Source organism: Rhodanobacter sp. FW106-PBR-R2A-2-24 (assembly GCF_058789615.1).
The window spans coordinates 3,022,388-3,037,826 of record NZ_JBYTBV010000002.1; the positions used below are offsets into that span (position 1 = coordinate 3,022,388).

Genomic DNA, 15,439 nt, shown 5'->3' on the forward strand with positions numbered 1-15,439 from the left:
CCCCGGCGAACCGGGGCGTCTGGGTGGTCTACTTCTTGTCTCGCGATTGCCCGCGGTAGCTGTTGGGTGTGAACACCCACATCCCGTCGTGCTCCTGCAGGTTCCGCACGCGGGTGCGGAACTGAAGCCGCAGGCCGAGCAGCCGGAAGATCATTTCGTCGCGGCGCGCCATCTGGCGCATCACGAAGATCACCGGTGGAATCAACAGCAGGAAGAACAGGTTGAAGTACATCGCTAGCAGCAGGCACCCGCCCGCAGCCATGAAAAATGGCACGTAGGGCACACCCATGAACATGGGCGGACGGGTGCAGCCGCGGAACAGTGCGTTCTTATGCATAGTGACTCAGCACATGCGAGACGAGGCTTGCCGTGCATTCGGTGGCGCCGGAGGCAGTGGTGCTTCCGGCCAGGAACATCTTGGCGATCTGGCCGGCGGCGCCGATCAACACGGCACCGATCAGCACGGGGGCGACATCGCCGATACGCTTGTGCGCGAAGGCGATCTGGTAGCCGGAGAAGACCACGGCGATGGTCACCACGATGACGGATACGGCGTTGAGGATCTTGTTGATGTTGCTGGCGAACTTGCAGGTGGTGTTGATGGTGTCGGTGGCATCCTGGCCGAAGGCGATGCTGGGCAGGATCAACGCCGCGAACACGGCCAGGTAGAGGCAGACGCCAAGGCGCGCGCGGTTGCGGCTGGCGAAGCAGTTGGTGAGGGAGGAGTTTGCTGCCATGTCGAAGTTCCTTGGTGGTGGTGACGGTCGCGGCTGTTTGGCGTTGGCCGCTTCAGTGGCGACTGCTCAGGGCGCAGTCGGATTGGGGTAGCTGCCTGCTGGCAAGCGGTTGTATGGACGTGGGCGATGTGGACTAAAAGACGAAGGCGGCATCGTGCGATGCTGGGGCGGGTAAAGAGGGGGCGCCGTCACCCTGGATCGCAGTTGCGATCTGCGGGGCATGGGGAAGGCTGCGCTCACGTTCGGGCTGGGCGGGAGAGTCGTTCGGCCCGGTGACCTGGGGTATGAAGATCGACGACGACTTAGCGCCGTTTTCTTGTGCGCTGGCGGCGGCGTCGGACGCCGGCATGGCCGCGATGGGAAGTTTGGGCTTGGCGTCCAAGGGTGGCGTGGCAGTTGACGGTACCGTCCGGAACGCTTCGCTGCGTATCGACACTCGGTATCCGGGCTGGCCGCGTGTTGGCGCGGTCGTCACGTCATCGTGGGTGTCGGCGAGTGGGCTGGGCTCCAGCGGGATGGCGTGACTTTCGTTGACGCGGGCAGTCGCTATGCGGTCGCGGTTGATCGAGTCGTATACCTTCTGCACATAGCCGTCGCGGTAGCCGGTGACGAAATCGCCGGAGTAGTAGCAACTGAAGGCCTTGCCCCAGTCGTTACCTGAGCCGGCATAGCACGCAGCGAGTATCTTGGTTCCGGCAGCCAGGTTGGAGCAGGCATCGAAAGCCTTTTCATAGGTATCGAGACCGTACTTGCCCAGGTTGGCGCGGTTCACCTGGGCGATCCCCAGCGAGTAGTTGTAGCCCTTGGCGTCGAGCATGTGCACGGTGGCCAGCGCCTCGGTCAGGTTCTTCGGCTGGCGCACCAGTTGGCCGTGGACTACGCCTATCGCGTAAGGATTGGCGCCGGATTCGACGTCGACCACATGGCTCATCACCGCGGCTGGCACGGCGAGGTTGGGGCAAGTCATCAATCCGATTGCGGCGAACATATCGTGGTCTCCCGTGCCGGTGCGCTTCAGGATTGCGAGAAGTTGCGGGACGGATCGAAATCGATGCCGGTGATACAACGGCGACCGGCATGTGCCTTGATGTGCACGACGATATCGATGGTCATCATCAGCAGGCGTTTGATGGTGGCGAATTCCAGCCCGGCGCCTTCGGTGGAGGCTTTCACCATCAGGGCGAGCTGATCCCAGGTTTGCTCCGTGCTGCCGGCGTGGCAGCTGGTGATCGAGCCGGGGTGGCCCGAGGCACAGTTACGGATGAAATAAAACGACTCGTCGCCGCGCAGCTCGGCCAGGATGATGCGATCCGGCTTCATGCGCAGGCAGGCCTCCATGCAGCTTTTGGCGGTGACGTTGCTGGCACTCTGGCCGCCCTTGGAATAGAGCAGGTGGACGATATTGGGTTGCGCGATGAACAACTCGCGCGCGTCTTCGATCGTCACCAGCCGCTCGTTGTCCGGGATGTGATGCACCAACGATTTCATGAAGGTGGTTTTGCCACTGCCGGTAGCCCCGGACACGACGATGTTCTTTTTGCTGAGCACCGCGTGGCGGAAAAAATCTGCATAGTTGCGGTTGGCGCGCAGTTCCAGCAGCTTGCGGTCGGCGTCGCCGATGCCGCCACCGGCCTCGACGATCTCGTCGAAGAAACCATCCTCCTGGTACTGCGCCAGCGTTTTCGTCTGCTTGGAAGGAAGGCGGATGGTGATGGACACCTTGCCCGCCTCGCAGACTGGCGGTATCACGAACTGCGCGCGCTCACCGGTGGGAAAGGTCAGGGACACCACCGGATCGGCGTCGGTGATGCGCTGGCCGGTGTTGCTTTCGTTGACGACGGCGGTACAGAACTGGCGCGCCCGTTCGAACGTGAGAGTGGGCACTTCGACACGGCGCCAGGCGCCGCGGCTTTCCAGGTACAGCTCGCCCGGACGGTTGATGCAGATCTCGGTGACGTCCGGCGAGGACATGAATTCCCCGACTCCCAGCACGTCGTACTGGTAGGCGAGGAATTCGTTCGAGATGTTGGCGTCCAGTTCCTGCACGGCTGCTCGATGGGGCGTATCAGAAACGGGCCACGACGCCGCTGAAATCGACGTCCTTGGCGACATAGACGTAGATGATCGTGCCCTGGTTGATGGTCACGGTCGGGGCGCGGTTGGCAGCGGCCTGGACCGCCTGGTTGGCGAGGTTTTGTACGGTTTGCGCAGTGTTGCTCTCGAACGGTTGCTGAACCGCTACACCGCCCGCGGCGATGGATGTGGTGCGTGGGCCGTGCTCGGCCGCTTCGTACTTGAAGGCGTCGCTGAGCATGCTGATCAGAAGAGCCGATCTGATGCGCTGGCCCCAGTGAGCGTCGTAATGACCGGGAATGCCGGCACCGCCCAGATTGTCGATGCCTGGGCTGGCCATGTTCACGTCGATGCCATTGGGCGTGATGATGCGATCCCAGATCACCGCCATGCGATCGCCCATTGGGCCCTTGTCGTAGGTGCCAAGCACCTTCGACCCTTTGGGCAGCAACAGGCGCTGGCCGTTGAAGGCGTAGACCGGTTCAGTGACCAGGCAAGATGTGTAGCCCGGGATATCGGAGACGATGCGTGTTTCCAGCACGCAGCGGATATAGGTGCCGCGTTGCATCAGGCTGTCAGGGTGGTGCAGCGGTTGGGCACTGGTGGTCGTGGAATCGTTCAGACTGCCGCGGGGCGCAAGGCCAGCAGGAACTAGCGCGGCTGCGCTGGGCTGATTTGCGCTGGCATCGGTATTTTCCAGCCCGGCGATACGGCGTTGCACCAACGAAGCCTGCGGCGGCGTTGCCGGCGTGAGTTGTGCCTGGGGCGGTGGTGGCGTCGGTTGTGGCATGAGCGGTATCGCGGCGGCTTGCTGAGTCGCTTGGGGGGTTGCCGGTTGCGCTGGCAGTGGGGGCATGACCAACGCCTTGGGCGGCTCCGCGACGGTGATCTTTTCCTCACGGGGCTTGGTCAGCTCGCTGTGCTTGCCGGTGCCGGTAATCATCCAGTAGGCGACAAACAGCAATAGCAACACGACGGCGCCAAGCAGCAGCAGCGCGCGCTGGTTCATGCGGCGCAGCTCGTGTGAGCGCAATTGCGGTGCACTGGCATCCAGGTCGGGTACGGCGGCCTGCTCATAGCGGGCGGAATAAGGGTTGTTGGCCAGCGGATCCGACGGGTGGTGCGCGTCATGTGCATCCTGCGGAGGCATGGACTCGCCATCGGGTTGGTTGGGGAGATGAGTGTTCACTTGGTGGTGTTCCTTCGCAGGCCAACGACGTCGTTGCCGTGGCGGATGACCAAGTAGGGATACGTGCCGTGAACGATGACGGTGTTGCCCTCGACCGTGGTATTCACCAATGAGTCCTTGCCCTTTTCCTGCTCGCGCATGAATACCGCCGGGAAGTCGCCCGTCGGGAATTGCTTGAGGTCGTTCATCCGGATGTAGGTGAAGTGGCCATCGTCATAGACATTGGCTGGCACCAGCCAGGGCGCGGCTTTGCTGCGCGTTGCGTAGTCGTAGTTGAAGTTGTAGCTGCGCCCAGGTACGAGGTTGGTGTTCAGCGCCGACGCCTTGGTGTCGTTCTTGATCTCCTTCGCGAAGCTGGTGTCGGCCGGATACCTGAAGGCGACCTTGTATTCCACGCCCTTGCTGCGCGCCTGTTCGAGCGTCTTCCAGTCGGTAGCGACCACCTTCAGTTCGAAGATGTAGGAGTGCGTCGCCGTGCGAATCATCATGTTGGTGTCAACGTCGACGTTCTTCGGCTTGAGGTAGAAGACGTTGTCGCGGCGCGTCAACTCCCACCCGGAACTGAAGCCGGTGCTGTAGTCGAGGATTTTCTCCTGTGGACTGAGCTCGACCTGCGTGGTGATGCCCAACCCGGTCCGTATGGTGTAGATGCGGTCGGGCTGGTATTCGTACTGCTCTACGACTTGCGCGTTTGCCAGCGATGGCAGGACGGCGCAGGCCATGCACATGGCAATGGACGGGCCGTGGCGATAGGTTCGTTTCATGGGCGGCCTACTCCAGGGGCTGCTTGTCCAGGCACTTGCAGGCGTTGTGCAACGGCGGCCGCGGGCGCTGGTTGCGGTGTTGTGTTCGCCTGCCGGGGGATTGCCGCGGAGTCCATGGTCGGTGCGGCAATGGCGGGGGCACCGGGCATGCCCGGCGCTTCGGAATTGGCGCCTTGCACTTCGGCGGGCGGCGCAGACGAGTAATCGTCGTCGACACGGTAGTCGGTGACCCAGAAGCCGAGCGGGTTTTCGATCCGGCTCTGTTCGTCCATGTCCAGATTGGTCTTGTAGGTGAACGACAGCGTCGCGATCTTGTTATCCAGCGGGCGGGTGGCTCCCGATTGCTTGTCGTAGAGGCTGCGCTGGAAACGCACAGTCGCGCCTTTGGGCGTCATGCCGGGCCCGCCGCCGTTGAGCACGATGCTCAGCAACTTGATCCGGATAGCGGTGTCCCTGCCGTATTTCTTGAAGAGGCTGTCCGGATTGATCGACGAATACTGCCGGGTGTACGCGGCGCGGACACCAGGCGAAGACATGGTCTGCACCGTGGTCCAGTCGCCCAGGTTGAGCAAGGCCAAATCGTACGATTCGCGCGCCAGCACGAAGTGCGCGACGTTGCTGCGATTGATCGCCTCGCTGGTGCTGATCCGGCGGTGGCTCATGTCATCCGTGAGGCGCGCGACCGTACTGGTGCCTGTATAGGCATCGGCCATCACGAGATAGGGAACCTTCTGCTTGAGCGGCAGCATGTAGAAATAGCCGCCGGCGAGTATCAGCGACATGCCGATGGCGCCGAATGCGACCATCCATGCCCGACGTTCGCTGCGCCTTGCCAGGTCGGCGATGGTTAATTCGAAATTGACCGACCTGGCGACTGCTTCGTCCACCTTCTGGCTGGATGAAATTTTCTTCAGCATGGACGAATTTCCGGCCCTTTTACGAGGTTGATGGTGTGCGTAGTCATGGCTGGCTGACTGCCGGGGAGGGCGATGCGGCGACGTCCTGGTGCTGGGGAGGGCTAATTGCGCCCGCCGCCACCGGATCGACTTCGATGCGCCGCGGGCTGGCTTTGATGGAAACCCCCTGCGCCGCATAGATGGTGTTGAGCTGCGCCACGGCGTCGTCGATGTCGGTGGTGTGAATCCCGGCTACCGGCTGGTACAGGGTCACGTCGAAGGGCAGCTTGTACGAAAGCTCGCGCCCCGAATCTTTGGACCAGCGTGTGAGCATGGTCTTGAGCGTTTCGTCCATCGGCGACGCGTAGTACGCGTAGGCCGGATTCAGCGGGATTTCGATGGGTGCGCTACGGAACCGGTTGACCGGCAACCATGGGCCGCTGAAATTTTTGGCTGGCGGCGTGCCGCAGGCGGCGAGCGTCGTGATGGCTAGCGCCATGATGCTGATACGCAGGGTGTTCGGTTTGCCCTTGTCCACGTCGGATCCGCTGGTTGGAGTTGGAGAAAGTGGCCCGGTCGAAGGGCGTTATGGCTGCTCGTGCCTGGTGCAGGCACGACGGAACGCCGCTATCGGCAGACAGGTTTGAACGATGGTTTGGCCGGTGCTTGATTGGCTGCCGAAGCCTGCAGGGCGGCGCGCCGGGTAGTGTGGTGTTGTGCCAATGCCTCAATGTCCATTTGTGCATGTCATCCAAAATTTGGTGCGACAAAGGTCACACGACGTTGCGCGCCGTGGGAGCTTTGCCTGGTTGGATTTGGTCGGTGCGCCCCTGTACGCCCGTGCCAAGTGAACCGTATCACGCGCAATGCGGTCAGACCGTTTCGAGGCGCACGCTTTTTTTGTCGAGTGCATTCCAAAACGGAACGTTGGCCATCTTAAGGTGTGCGCGTCTCGTGAACTGTGGGTTGATACGCTGAAATCCTTGTAGGGGAACGCCGACAAAAGCTCGTCTTGCGGTGGCATGTCGTCGGGCGGCGCGCCCAGGCGGAATGGCGTAGTGCAGCCGGCAATCGCACGGATGACCCGTGGTGGCGTCTTGCCCGGGTTGTACAAAGGCCCTGTTGCCCCCCAAGCTCCTAGCTCAGGTTGTATGCCCGCTCCTCGTGCTCGGCCAGATCCAGGCCCATCTGCTCCTGTTCCGCATCCACGCGCAGGCCGATCGTGCGGTCGAGCACTTTCAGTATCGCCGTGCTCAGCAGCGCGCTCCACACGATGGTGAAGCCCACGCCCTTGGCCTGGATCCACAGCTGCCCCCAGGTGGAGCTGACGTGGCCGTAGCCGCCGAGGCTGGCGGCGGCGAAGGGGCCGGTGAGCAGGGCGCCGAGGATGCCGGCCACCGCGTGCACGCCGAACACGTCCAGCGTGTCGTCGTAGCCGAGGCGATGCTTGAGGCGGGTGGCGGTGAAGAAGCACACGCTGCCGGTAATGAGGCCGATTGCCAGCGCACCGCCAGGGCCGCAGGTGCCGGCGGCGGGCGTCACCGCGACCAGGCCGGCGACCGCGCCCGAGGCGGCGCCCAGTACGCTGGCGCGCTTGTGCACGAACCATTCCACCACCGTCCAGCCGATGGCGGCGGCGGCGGCGGCGACCTGGGTGGTGAGCATGGCCATGCCGGCGCTGCCGTTGGCGGCCAGCGCCGAACCGGCGTTGAAGCCGAACCAGCCCAGCCACAGGAGGCTGGCGCCGATCACGGTGTAGCCGAGGTTGTGCGGCGGCATGTGTGCCTGCGGCCAGCCACGGCGCTTGCCGATGATGAGGCAGGCGACCAGGCCGGCGATGCCGGCGTTGATGTGCACCACGGTGCCGCCGGCGAAATCGATCACACCCATGTCGCCCAGCAGCGCGCCGGGGCCGCCCCACACCATGTGCGCCATCGGCAGGTAGGCGAGGGTGAGCCACAGGGCGGAGAACCACAGCATCGCGCTGAATTTCATGCGCTCGGCGAAGGCACCGATGATGAGCGCGGGCGTGATGATGGCGAAGGTGAGCTGGAACATCACGAACACGCTTTCGGGCACGCGCTGGTAGCGCGAGTCCGGCGTGAGCCCGGCCAGCATCGCGCGATCCAACCCGCCGATGATCGAATGCCAGTTGCGGATGCCCGCCTGCATGCCTGCGGTGCTGAAGGCCAGCGAGTAGCCGTAGACCACCCACAGCACGGTGACCAGCGCAGTGATGGCGAGGCATTGCATCAGCACCGAGAGCAGGTTCTTGGCGCGCACCATGCCGCCGTAGAACAACGCCACGCCGGGCAAGGTCATCATCAGCACCAGCATGGCGGCGGTGAGCATCCACGCGGTATCGCCGCTGTTGATCGTCGATGTGCCTTGCGCGAACGCCGGCGCGGCGAACAGCCCGGTGACGCCGAGTGCGGCAAGCCGTCGCAGCCGTCGCGTTCCGCGCCCCGCGTTCCGCGCCCCGCGTCCCGCCGGTTCAGAGTGCATCATCGTCCACCTCCTGCGTGCGGATGCGGACGACGTGTTCCAGCGGACTCACGAAAATCTTGCCGTCGCCCACCTTGCCGGTGCGCGCGGCGTTGCCGATGGCTTCGATGGCACGGTCGAGCTGGTCGTCGCGCACCGCAAGCTCGATGCGCAGCTTGGGCAGGAAATCCACCACGTATTCGGCGCCGCGATACAGCTCGGTGTGGCCGCGCTGGCGGCCGAAACCCTTGACCTCGGTGGCGGTCATGCCTTGCACGCCAGCCTCGGCCAGCGCCTCGCGCACTTCGTCCAGCTTGAACGGTTTGATGATCGCGGTAATCCACTGCATGTGGCGGTTCCCCTGCTGGTTGTGCCATGGGCACAGCAGGATGCGTGCCAGCGCCAAAAGCGCGTTCTGTCGTGTTTGGATGGCCAAACAAGTGGGCGATAGGCGTCGCTGGTGCAAGCCACGCCTGCTTTTGGTGCAAGACGGGATTTGACCCGCCCGTACGTAATCTGTACCATTTTGGTCTGGATTAACCAGCCAGCGCGCCCGCCCTCCCCATGCTCCGCGTCAGTCGCCTCACCGATTACGCCACGGTCGTGATGACCTGCATCGCCGCCCATCCGCGCGACGTGCTGAGCACGGCGCAGATCGCCGACGAGACGCATCTGGAACTCCCCACCGTCAGCAAGCTCCTGAAGACGCTGGGCCACGCCGGCCTGGTGGAGTCCTTTCGCGGCGTCAACGGCGGCTACCGCCTCGCGCGGCCGGCCGAACTCATCAGCCTGGCCACCATCGTGGAAGTGATGGAAGGCCCGATCGGCATGACCGAGTGCGGCGTCGGCGAAGGCCAGTGCGAGCGCGAGTCGCAATGCGGCGTGCGTGGCAGCTGGCAGCGCATCAACGTGGTGCTGGAACAGGCGCTGCGCGCGGTGAGCCTGGCCGACATGCTGCGCCCCGCGCCGCCGCGCGCGATTCCTCCCTTCGTCAAAGCCGGCTCACTGAAAGGCAGAACCACCGCATGAGCAGCCAAACCATCGACAGCACCGCCAGCGCGCTGCGCGACAACGCCGAGGTCGCCGCGGCGCTGGGCCGGCGCTACAGCGCGGGCTTCATCACCCAGATCGAAACCACCGGCCTGCCGCCGGGGCTGAGCGAGGAAACCATCCGCCAGCTCTCGGCGATCAAGCGCGAGCCGGAGTGGATGACGCAGTGGCGGCTGAAAGCCTACCGGCACTGGCTGACGATGGACGAGCCGGATTGGGCCAAGCTCAGGATGGCGCGGCAGGACTACCAGGCGATTAGCTACTACGCCGCGCCGAAGAAAAAGCCGAAGTCGCTGGACGAGGTCGATCCGGAAATCCTCGCCACCTACGACAAGCTCGGCGTGCCGCTGCACGAGCGCGCTGCGCTGGCCGGCGTGGCGGTGGATGCGGTGTTCGACTCGGTATCGGTGGTCACCACCTTCCGCAAGCAGCTCGCCGATGTCGGCGTGCTGTTCTGCTCGATGAGCGAGGCGATCCGCGAATACCCGGAGCTGGTGCAGCAGTACCTGGGCAGCGTGGTGCCCACCGGCGACAACTTCTTCGCCGCGCTGAACTCGGCGGTGTTCTCCGATGGCAGCTTCGTGTTCATCCCCAAGGGCGTGCGCTGCCCGATGGAGCTCTCCACCTATTTCCGCATCAACGCGCAGAACACCGGGCAGTTCGAGCGCACCCTCATCATCGCCGAGGAGGGCTCGCACGTTTCGTATCTGGAAGGCTGCACCGCGCCTAAGCGCGACGAGAACCAGCTGCACGCGGCGGTGGTGGAACTGGTCGCGCTGGAGAAGGCGCAGATCAAGTATTCCACCGTGCAGAACTGGTACCCCGGCGACGAGAACGGCGTGGGCGGCGTGTACAACCTGGTGACCAAGCGCGGCGAGTGTCGCGGCGCGGACTCCAAGATCACCTGGACGCAGGTGGAAACCGGCTCGGCGATCACCTGGAAATACCCGTCGGTGATCCTGCGCGGCGACCGCTCGGTAGGCGAGTTCCACTCGGTGGCGCTCACCCATCACCACCAGCAGGCCGACACCGGCACCAAGATGATCCACCTTGGCCGCGACACCAAGAGCAAGATCGTCTCCAAGGGCATCAGCGCCGGCAAGAGCAACAACAGCTACCGCGGCCTGGTGAAGGTGGAGAAGGGCGCCAGCGGCGCGCGCAACTACACCTCCTGCGACAGTCTGCTCATCGGCAAGCAGTGCGGCGCGCACACCTTCCCCTACATGGAAGTGAAGAACCCCACCGCCATCGTCGAGCACGAGGCCACCACCTCGAAGATCTCCGACGACCAGATGTTCTACTGCCGCAGTCGCGGCATCCGCGAGGAAGACGCGGTGTCGATGATCGTCGACGGCTTCTGCAAGCAGGTGTTCCGCGAGCTGCCGATGGAGTTCGCGGTGGAGGCCAAGAAGCTTCTCGAAGTTTCGCTGGAAGGCGCCGTGGGTTGACGCGTTTTCCTTCTCTCTGTGGGAGGCGGTGCCCACCTGCAGGCGCAGGATGCGCCTGCGGAACGGCGAAGCTGGCCCCGAAGGGGCGAGCGACAGGGACGGCGCAAGTACAGGGCGGATGAGAGTACGGAACTTGCGCGGACTCCCCGCCAGCCCCGAACCCTCTCCCCAACCCCTCTCCCGGAAGGAGAGGGGCTCAAGAACAGGCAGGCTCGCTCCCGAAGAGGGATGGGCTCAAGAATAGGCAACTCCTCTCCTGAAGGGAGGGGGGCTCAAGAACAGGAACGACCATGCTCAAAATCGAAAACCTGCACGCCCGCGTCGCGGGCAAGGAAATCCTCAAGGGCCTCACGTTGACGGTGAACCCGGGCGAGGTGCACGCCATCATGGGGCCCAACGGCGCGGGCAAGTCCACGCTGGGCAACGTGCTGTCCGGGCGGCCGGGTTACGAGGTGACTGCGGGCAGCGTGATGCTGGACGGGGTGAACCTGCTGGAGCTGGAGCCCGAGGCGCGCGCCGCCGCCGGCGTGTTTCTCGCGCTGCAGTACCCGGTGGAGATTCCCGGCGTCAACAACACTTATTTCCTGCGCACCGCGCTGAACGCGCAGCGCAAGGCGCGCGGCGAGAAAGAGCTGGATTCCATGGCCTTTCTCAAGCTGGTGCGCGAGAAGCTCAAGGTGATGCAGATCTCCGACGAGCTGCTGCACCGCGCGGTGAACGAGGGCTTCTCCGGCGGCGAGAAGAAGCGCAACGAGATTTTCCAGATGGCGCTGCTTGAGCCCAGGCTGGCGGTGCTGGACGAAACTGATTCCGGCCTGGACATCGACGCGCTCAAGCAGGTGTCGGCCGGCGTCAACGCACTGCGCTCGCCCGAGCGCTCCTTCCTGGTCATCACCCACTACCAGCGCCTGCTCGACTACATCGAGCCCGATTTCGTGCACGTGCTGGCCGACGGCCGTATCGTCGAGAGCGGCGACAAGACGCTGGCGCTGAAACTGGAAGAACACGGTTATGCCTGGGTGCGCGAGCATGGCGAGCCGGTGGCGGTTGGAGCGCGGGCATGAACCAGCTGGCGCTGTCGCCATTCGTGGAGTCGCAGCTCGCGCCGCTGCCCGCCAGTGGCATCGCCTGGCTGGACGCGGCGCGGCGCGAGCACCTCGCCGCGTTCGCCGAAGCCGGCCTGCCCACCACGCGTGTGGAGGCATGGAAGTACACCGGGCTGCGCGCGCTGGGCCAGCGCCGCTTCGTCACCGGCGATGCGCAGGCCGCCACGCGCGCGGTGGATGCGTCCGTCTACACCTTGCCGGGCGTGGATGGCCCGCGACTGGTGTTCGTCAACGGCGTGTTCCGCGTCGACCTTTCCGCACTGGGCGACCTGCCGCAAGGCCTGTCGCTGCGCCCGCTGTCGCAGGCGTTGCGCGAGGATGCCGAGCCGCTGCGTTTCCTGCTGTCGCGCCACGAGCCGGAGAAGGGCGACGCCTTGGTGCGTCTGAACGCGGCCTTGGCTGGCGACGGCGTGCTGCTGCGTGTCGACGCCGGCGTAAAGCTCTCTGCGCCGGTGCAGCTGGTGTTTGTCGGCGCGCCGGCCGAGGGCGATGTGGCCTGGCATCTGCGCCACCTGATCGAACTGGGCGAAGGCGCCGGGTTGTCGCTGGTCGAGCACTATGCCAGCAGCGGCGAGCAGCGGCACTTGGGCACGGCCTGCGCGGACATCTTGCTGCGCGATGGCGCCGTGCTGCATCACACGCTGTATCAGGACGCCGCCGAAGGCAGCAGCCTGATCCGCCGCAGCCAGCTGCAACTGGGCGCGCGCTCGCACGCCACGGCGCATGTGCTGGAGTTGGGCGGTGCGTTGTCGCGGCACGACCTGCAAGCCGAACTGGTGGGCGATGGCGCGCGCTTCGACACGCGCGGCGTGTTCGCCGTGCACGCGCGCCAGCACGCGGACACCCAGCTTTCGATTCGCCACCGCGCGCTCAATACCGCTTCGGATTCCACCTGGCGCGGCGTGGCCGACCAGCGTGGGCGCGGCGTGTTTCGTGGCGCGATCCTGGTGGCGCCCGGCGCCGACGGCAGCGACGCCAACCTCAGCAACAAGAACCTGCTGCTGTCCGACCAGGCTGAAATCGACACCAAGCCCGAGCTGGAGATCTACGCCGACGAGGTGAAGGCCGCGCACGGTGCCACCGTGGGCCAGCTGGATGAGCTGGCGCTGTTCTACCTGCGCTCGCGCGGCATCGCGCTGCCCGAAGCGCGCGCCTTGCTCACGGCGGCCTTCTGCAATGCGGTGCTGGGCGACCTGCCCAATGCGGCGCTGCGCGAACACTTTGCCGAACGGCTGGCGATGCGGTTGCCGGTTTGATGGCTCTTGGTAGGAGCCCGCTGGCGGGCGATCAGGCTCTCTGCGAAAAGCGTCATCGCCCGCGAGCGGGCTCCTACAGGCAACAACACGAAATGACACGGGAATGAACATGTCACTGGATACGCCTGCAAGCCTCGACGTGGAACGCATCCGCGCGGATTTTCCGCTGCTGTCGCGCACCGTGCACGGCAAGCCGCTGGTGTATTTCGACAACGCCAACACCAGCCAGAAGCCGCGAGCGGTGATCGAGGCGGTGGATCGCCACTACCGCGAGCACAATGCCAACGTGGCGCGCGCGGTGCATCAGTTGGGCGAGGAAGCCACCGCCGCCTACGAAGGCGCGCGCGACGCGCTGGCGCGCTTCATCCACGCGCCCTCGCGCGACGAGGTCATCCTCACCTCCGGCACCACGCAGTCGGCCAACCTGGTGGCCTACAGCTACGCGCTGCCGCGGCTCAAGCCTGGCGACGCCATCCTCACCACGGCGATGGAGCACCACGCCAACATCGTGCCGTGGCAACTGGTGGCGCAGCGTGCGGGCGCCACGGTGAAGGCCGCGCCCATCGACGCGCGTGGCGAGCTGATCGTGGAGCAATACATCGCGCTGCTCACGCCCGAGGTGAAGCTGGCCTGCGTGGGGCATGTCTCCAACGTGCTGGGCACGGTGAACCCGGTGCGCGAGCTCGCGCGCGAGTGCAGGAAGCGCGGCATTCCCCTGTTTGTTGACGGCTCGCAGGCCGTGCCGCATCGCGCGGTGGACGTGCAGGCGCTGGGCTGCGATTTCTACGCGCTCACCGGCCACAAGATGCTGGCGCCCACCGGCACCGGCGCGCTGTGGGCGAAGAAGGAACACCTTGATGCGATGCCGCCGTTCTTCGGTGGCGGCGACATGATCCGCGAGGTGCGCTTCGACGGCACCACCTTCGCCGACGCCCCGCACAAGTTCGAGGCCGGCACGCCCAACATCGCGGGCTTCGCCGGCGTGGCCGCTGCCATCGACTACTACGACACGCTGGGCTTCGATGCGATCCGCGCGCACGAGCACGCGCTGCTGGCCTATGCCACGGAGCGCCTGCGCGAAGTGGACGGCCTGCGCATCGTGGGCGCGGCGGCGGACAAGGAGCCGGTGATCTCTTTCCTGATCGACGGCGCGCAGGCCACGGATCTGGCCACCCTGCTCGATCTCGAGGGCGTGGCGGTGCGCTCGGGCCACCACTGCGCGCATCCCTTGATGCAGTACTTCGGTGTGCCCGCCACGCTGCGCGCCTCGCTAGCCTTCTACAACACGCGGGCGGAAGTGGATGCCTTCATGGCGGCGCTGCTGAAGGTACGCAAGCTGCTACGTTGAGGCCGCGGCGAGCCGGTAAACTGGCGGCAGTTTCTACTGCTGGTTTTCCCATGTTTGCCTTTCTGCCTGGCCTGATCCGCGTGCCGCTGGTCGTGCTGTTCCTGGCGCTCAATCTGCTGGGACACTGCGTGCCGTTATTCGCGTTGACCCTGCTGAAACTGCTGCTGCCGATCCCGGCGTGGCACCGCCTGTGCTCGCGTGCGCTGGTGGTCGTGGCCGAGAGCTGGATCGGCGGCAACAACGTGCTGTTCGCGCTGTTCACCCGCATCCGCTGGCAGGTGGACGGGCTCGATGGCCTGCGTCGCGACGCCAACTATCTGGTGCTGGCCAACCACCAGAGCTGGGTGGATATCGCCGTGCTGCAGAAGGTGCTGAACCGGCGCATTCCGTTCCTGCGTTTCTTCCTCAAGAGCCAGCTGATCTGGGTGCCGCTGCTCGGGCCGGCGTGGTGGGCGCTGGATTTCCCCTTCATGCGGCGCTACTCGCGCGAAACGCTGGCCAGGCGTCCCGAACTGGCCGGCCGCGACATGGCCGCCACGCGCCGCGCCTGCGCCAAGTTCAGCCAATTGCCGGTGTCGGTGATGAACTTCGTGGAGGGCACGCGCTTCACGCCGGCCAAGCACGCTGCGCAGGGCTCGCCGTACCGGCACCTGCTCAAGCCGCGCGCGGGTGGTGTGGCCTTTGTGCTGGAGGCCATGGGCGATGGCCTCCAGCGCATCCTCGATGTGGCCGTGGTCTACCCCGGTGGGCCATGCACCATGCTGGATCTGATCGCGGGGCGATTGCGCGAGGTGCGGGTGAGCCTGCGCCAGCGCCGGGTCGACGCCGGTTTGCGCGGTGACTACGAGGGCGACGCCGACTTCCGGCAGCGCTTCCAGGCCTGGGTCAACACGCTGTGGCGCGAGCAGGATGCGCGCATCGAGCAGATGCTGGCGGGTGGCTGAATATGGCGTGAGGCCTGCGCCTGCGGGGTCAGTCGCCGCTGCCCGGCACGCGCTAAGCTTGGCAGCGGCGCGTTTCGCGCGTGCGGGAGAGCCACGGGAATGCAGCGGGATCGAATCCATGCGAGTGTCGGTGTGGGGTTGCGG

General features: G+C 65.1%; 16 protein-coding genes. 6 read left to right on the forward strand and 10 right to left on the reverse strand.

All coding sequences use genetic code 11. The features are described from left to right. Nucleotides 1-28: 28 nt before the first annotated feature. From AC3WQA_RS14935 to AC3WQA_RS14980, 10 genes are all read right to left on the reverse strand, one after another. Nucleotides 29-337 (reverse strand): VirB3 family type IV secretion system protein, encoded by a 309-nt coding sequence (locus tag AC3WQA_RS14935; protein ID WP_492675824.1) that lies wholly within the window; start codon nucleotides 335-337, stop codon nucleotides 29-31. Then, nucleotides 330-737, reverse strand: coding sequence for a TrbC/VirB2 family protein (locus AC3WQA_RS14940; protein WP_492675825.1), 408 nt, complete (start codon nucleotides 735-737; stop codon nucleotides 330-332). The genes AC3WQA_RS14935 and AC3WQA_RS14940 overlap by 8 nt, the downstream gene beginning before the upstream one ends. A 133-nt stretch (nucleotides 738-870) precedes the next feature. Next, nucleotides 871-1,725 (reverse strand): lytic transglycosylase domain-containing protein, encoded by an 855-nt coding sequence (locus tag AC3WQA_RS14945; protein ID WP_492675826.1) that lies wholly within the window; start codon nucleotides 1,723-1,725, stop codon nucleotides 871-873. 26 nt (nucleotides 1,726-1,751) lie between these two features. Then, nucleotides 1,752-2,783, reverse strand: a complete 1,032-nt coding sequence (virB11, locus tag AC3WQA_RS14950; protein ID WP_492675827.1) for a P-type DNA transfer ATPase VirB11 — start codon at nucleotides 2,781-2,783, stop codon at nucleotides 1,752-1,754. 19 nt (nucleotides 2,784-2,802) lie between these two features. Next, nucleotides 2,803-3,999, reverse strand: coding sequence for a TrbI/VirB10 family protein (locus AC3WQA_RS14955; protein WP_492675828.1), 1,197 nt, complete (start codon nucleotides 3,997-3,999; stop codon nucleotides 2,803-2,805). Next, nucleotides 3,996-4,763: a TrbG/VirB9 family P-type conjugative transfer protein gene (locus tag AC3WQA_RS14960; RefSeq protein WP_492675829.1), complete on the reverse strand. Its 768-nt coding sequence runs from the start codon at nucleotides 4,761-4,763 to the stop codon at nucleotides 3,996-3,998. The genes AC3WQA_RS14955 and AC3WQA_RS14960 overlap by 4 nt, the downstream gene beginning before the upstream one ends. After that, nucleotides 4,760-5,680: a VirB8 family type IV secretion system protein gene (locus tag AC3WQA_RS14965; protein ID WP_492675830.1), complete on the reverse strand. Its 921-nt coding sequence runs from the start codon at nucleotides 5,678-5,680 to the stop codon at nucleotides 4,760-4,762. Before AC3WQA_RS14965 ends, AC3WQA_RS14960 begins: the two co-directional genes overlap by 4 nt. Nucleotides 5,681-5,723: 43 nt before the next feature. Beyond that, nucleotides 5,724-6,197, reverse strand: a complete 474-nt coding sequence (locus AC3WQA_RS14970; RefSeq protein ID WP_492675831.1) for a hypothetical protein — start codon at nucleotides 6,195-6,197, stop codon at nucleotides 5,724-5,726. Nucleotides 6,198-6,796: 599 nt separating this feature from the next. Further along, nucleotides 6,797-8,167 (reverse strand): ammonium transporter, encoded by a 1,371-nt coding sequence (locus tag AC3WQA_RS14975; RefSeq protein ID WP_492675832.1) that lies wholly within the window; start codon nucleotides 8,165-8,167, stop codon nucleotides 6,797-6,799. Next, nucleotides 8,154-8,492, reverse strand: a complete 339-nt coding sequence (locus AC3WQA_RS14980) for a P-II family nitrogen regulator (RefSeq protein ID WP_492675833.1) — start codon at nucleotides 8,490-8,492, stop codon at nucleotides 8,154-8,156. The genes AC3WQA_RS14975 and AC3WQA_RS14980 overlap by 14 nt, the downstream gene beginning before the upstream one ends. A 215-nt stretch (nucleotides 8,493-8,707) precedes the next feature. Between AC3WQA_RS14980 and AC3WQA_RS14985 the strand changes: the two genes are divergently transcribed. The 6 genes from AC3WQA_RS14985 (at nucleotide 8,708) to yihG (ending at nucleotide 15,295) form a co-directional block, all read left to right on the forward strand. Continuing rightward, complete coding sequence (locus AC3WQA_RS14985; RefSeq protein ID WP_492675834.1) at nucleotides 8,708-9,172, forward strand: SUF system Fe-S cluster assembly regulator; 465 nt, start codon at nucleotides 8,708-8,710, stop codon at nucleotides 9,170-9,172. Continuing rightward, entirely contained in the window at nucleotides 9,169-10,641 is a 1,473-nt protein-coding gene (sufB, locus tag AC3WQA_RS14990; RefSeq protein ID WP_492675835.1) for a Fe-S cluster assembly protein SufB, read from the forward strand. Before AC3WQA_RS14985 ends, sufB begins: the two co-directional genes overlap by 4 nt. A 290-nt stretch (nucleotides 10,642-10,931) precedes the next feature. After that, the gene (gene sufC / locus AC3WQA_RS14995) at nucleotides 10,932-11,705 is read left to right on the forward strand and encodes a Fe-S cluster assembly ATPase SufC (protein ID WP_492675836.1); all 774 of its coding nucleotides are present in this window, start codon (nucleotides 10,932-10,934) and stop codon (nucleotides 11,703-11,705) included. Further along, entirely contained in the window at nucleotides 11,702-13,003 is a 1,302-nt protein-coding gene (gene sufD, locus AC3WQA_RS15000; protein ID WP_492675837.1) for a Fe-S cluster assembly protein SufD, read from the forward strand. Before sufC ends, sufD begins: the two co-directional genes overlap by 4 nt. 109 nt (nucleotides 13,004-13,112) lie before the next feature. After that, nucleotides 13,113-14,351: an aminotransferase class V-fold PLP-dependent enzyme gene (locus tag AC3WQA_RS15005; protein ID WP_492675838.1), complete on the forward strand. Its 1,239-nt coding sequence runs from the start codon at nucleotides 13,113-13,115 to the stop codon at nucleotides 14,349-14,351. Between the two features lie 50 nt (nucleotides 14,352-14,401). Next, nucleotides 14,402-15,295: a 1-acylglycerol-3-phosphate O-acyltransferase, YihG family gene (gene yihG / locus AC3WQA_RS15010; RefSeq protein WP_492675839.1), complete on the forward strand. Its 894-nt coding sequence runs from the start codon at nucleotides 14,402-14,404 to the stop codon at nucleotides 15,293-15,295. Nucleotides 15,296-15,439 lie beyond the last annotated feature (144 nt).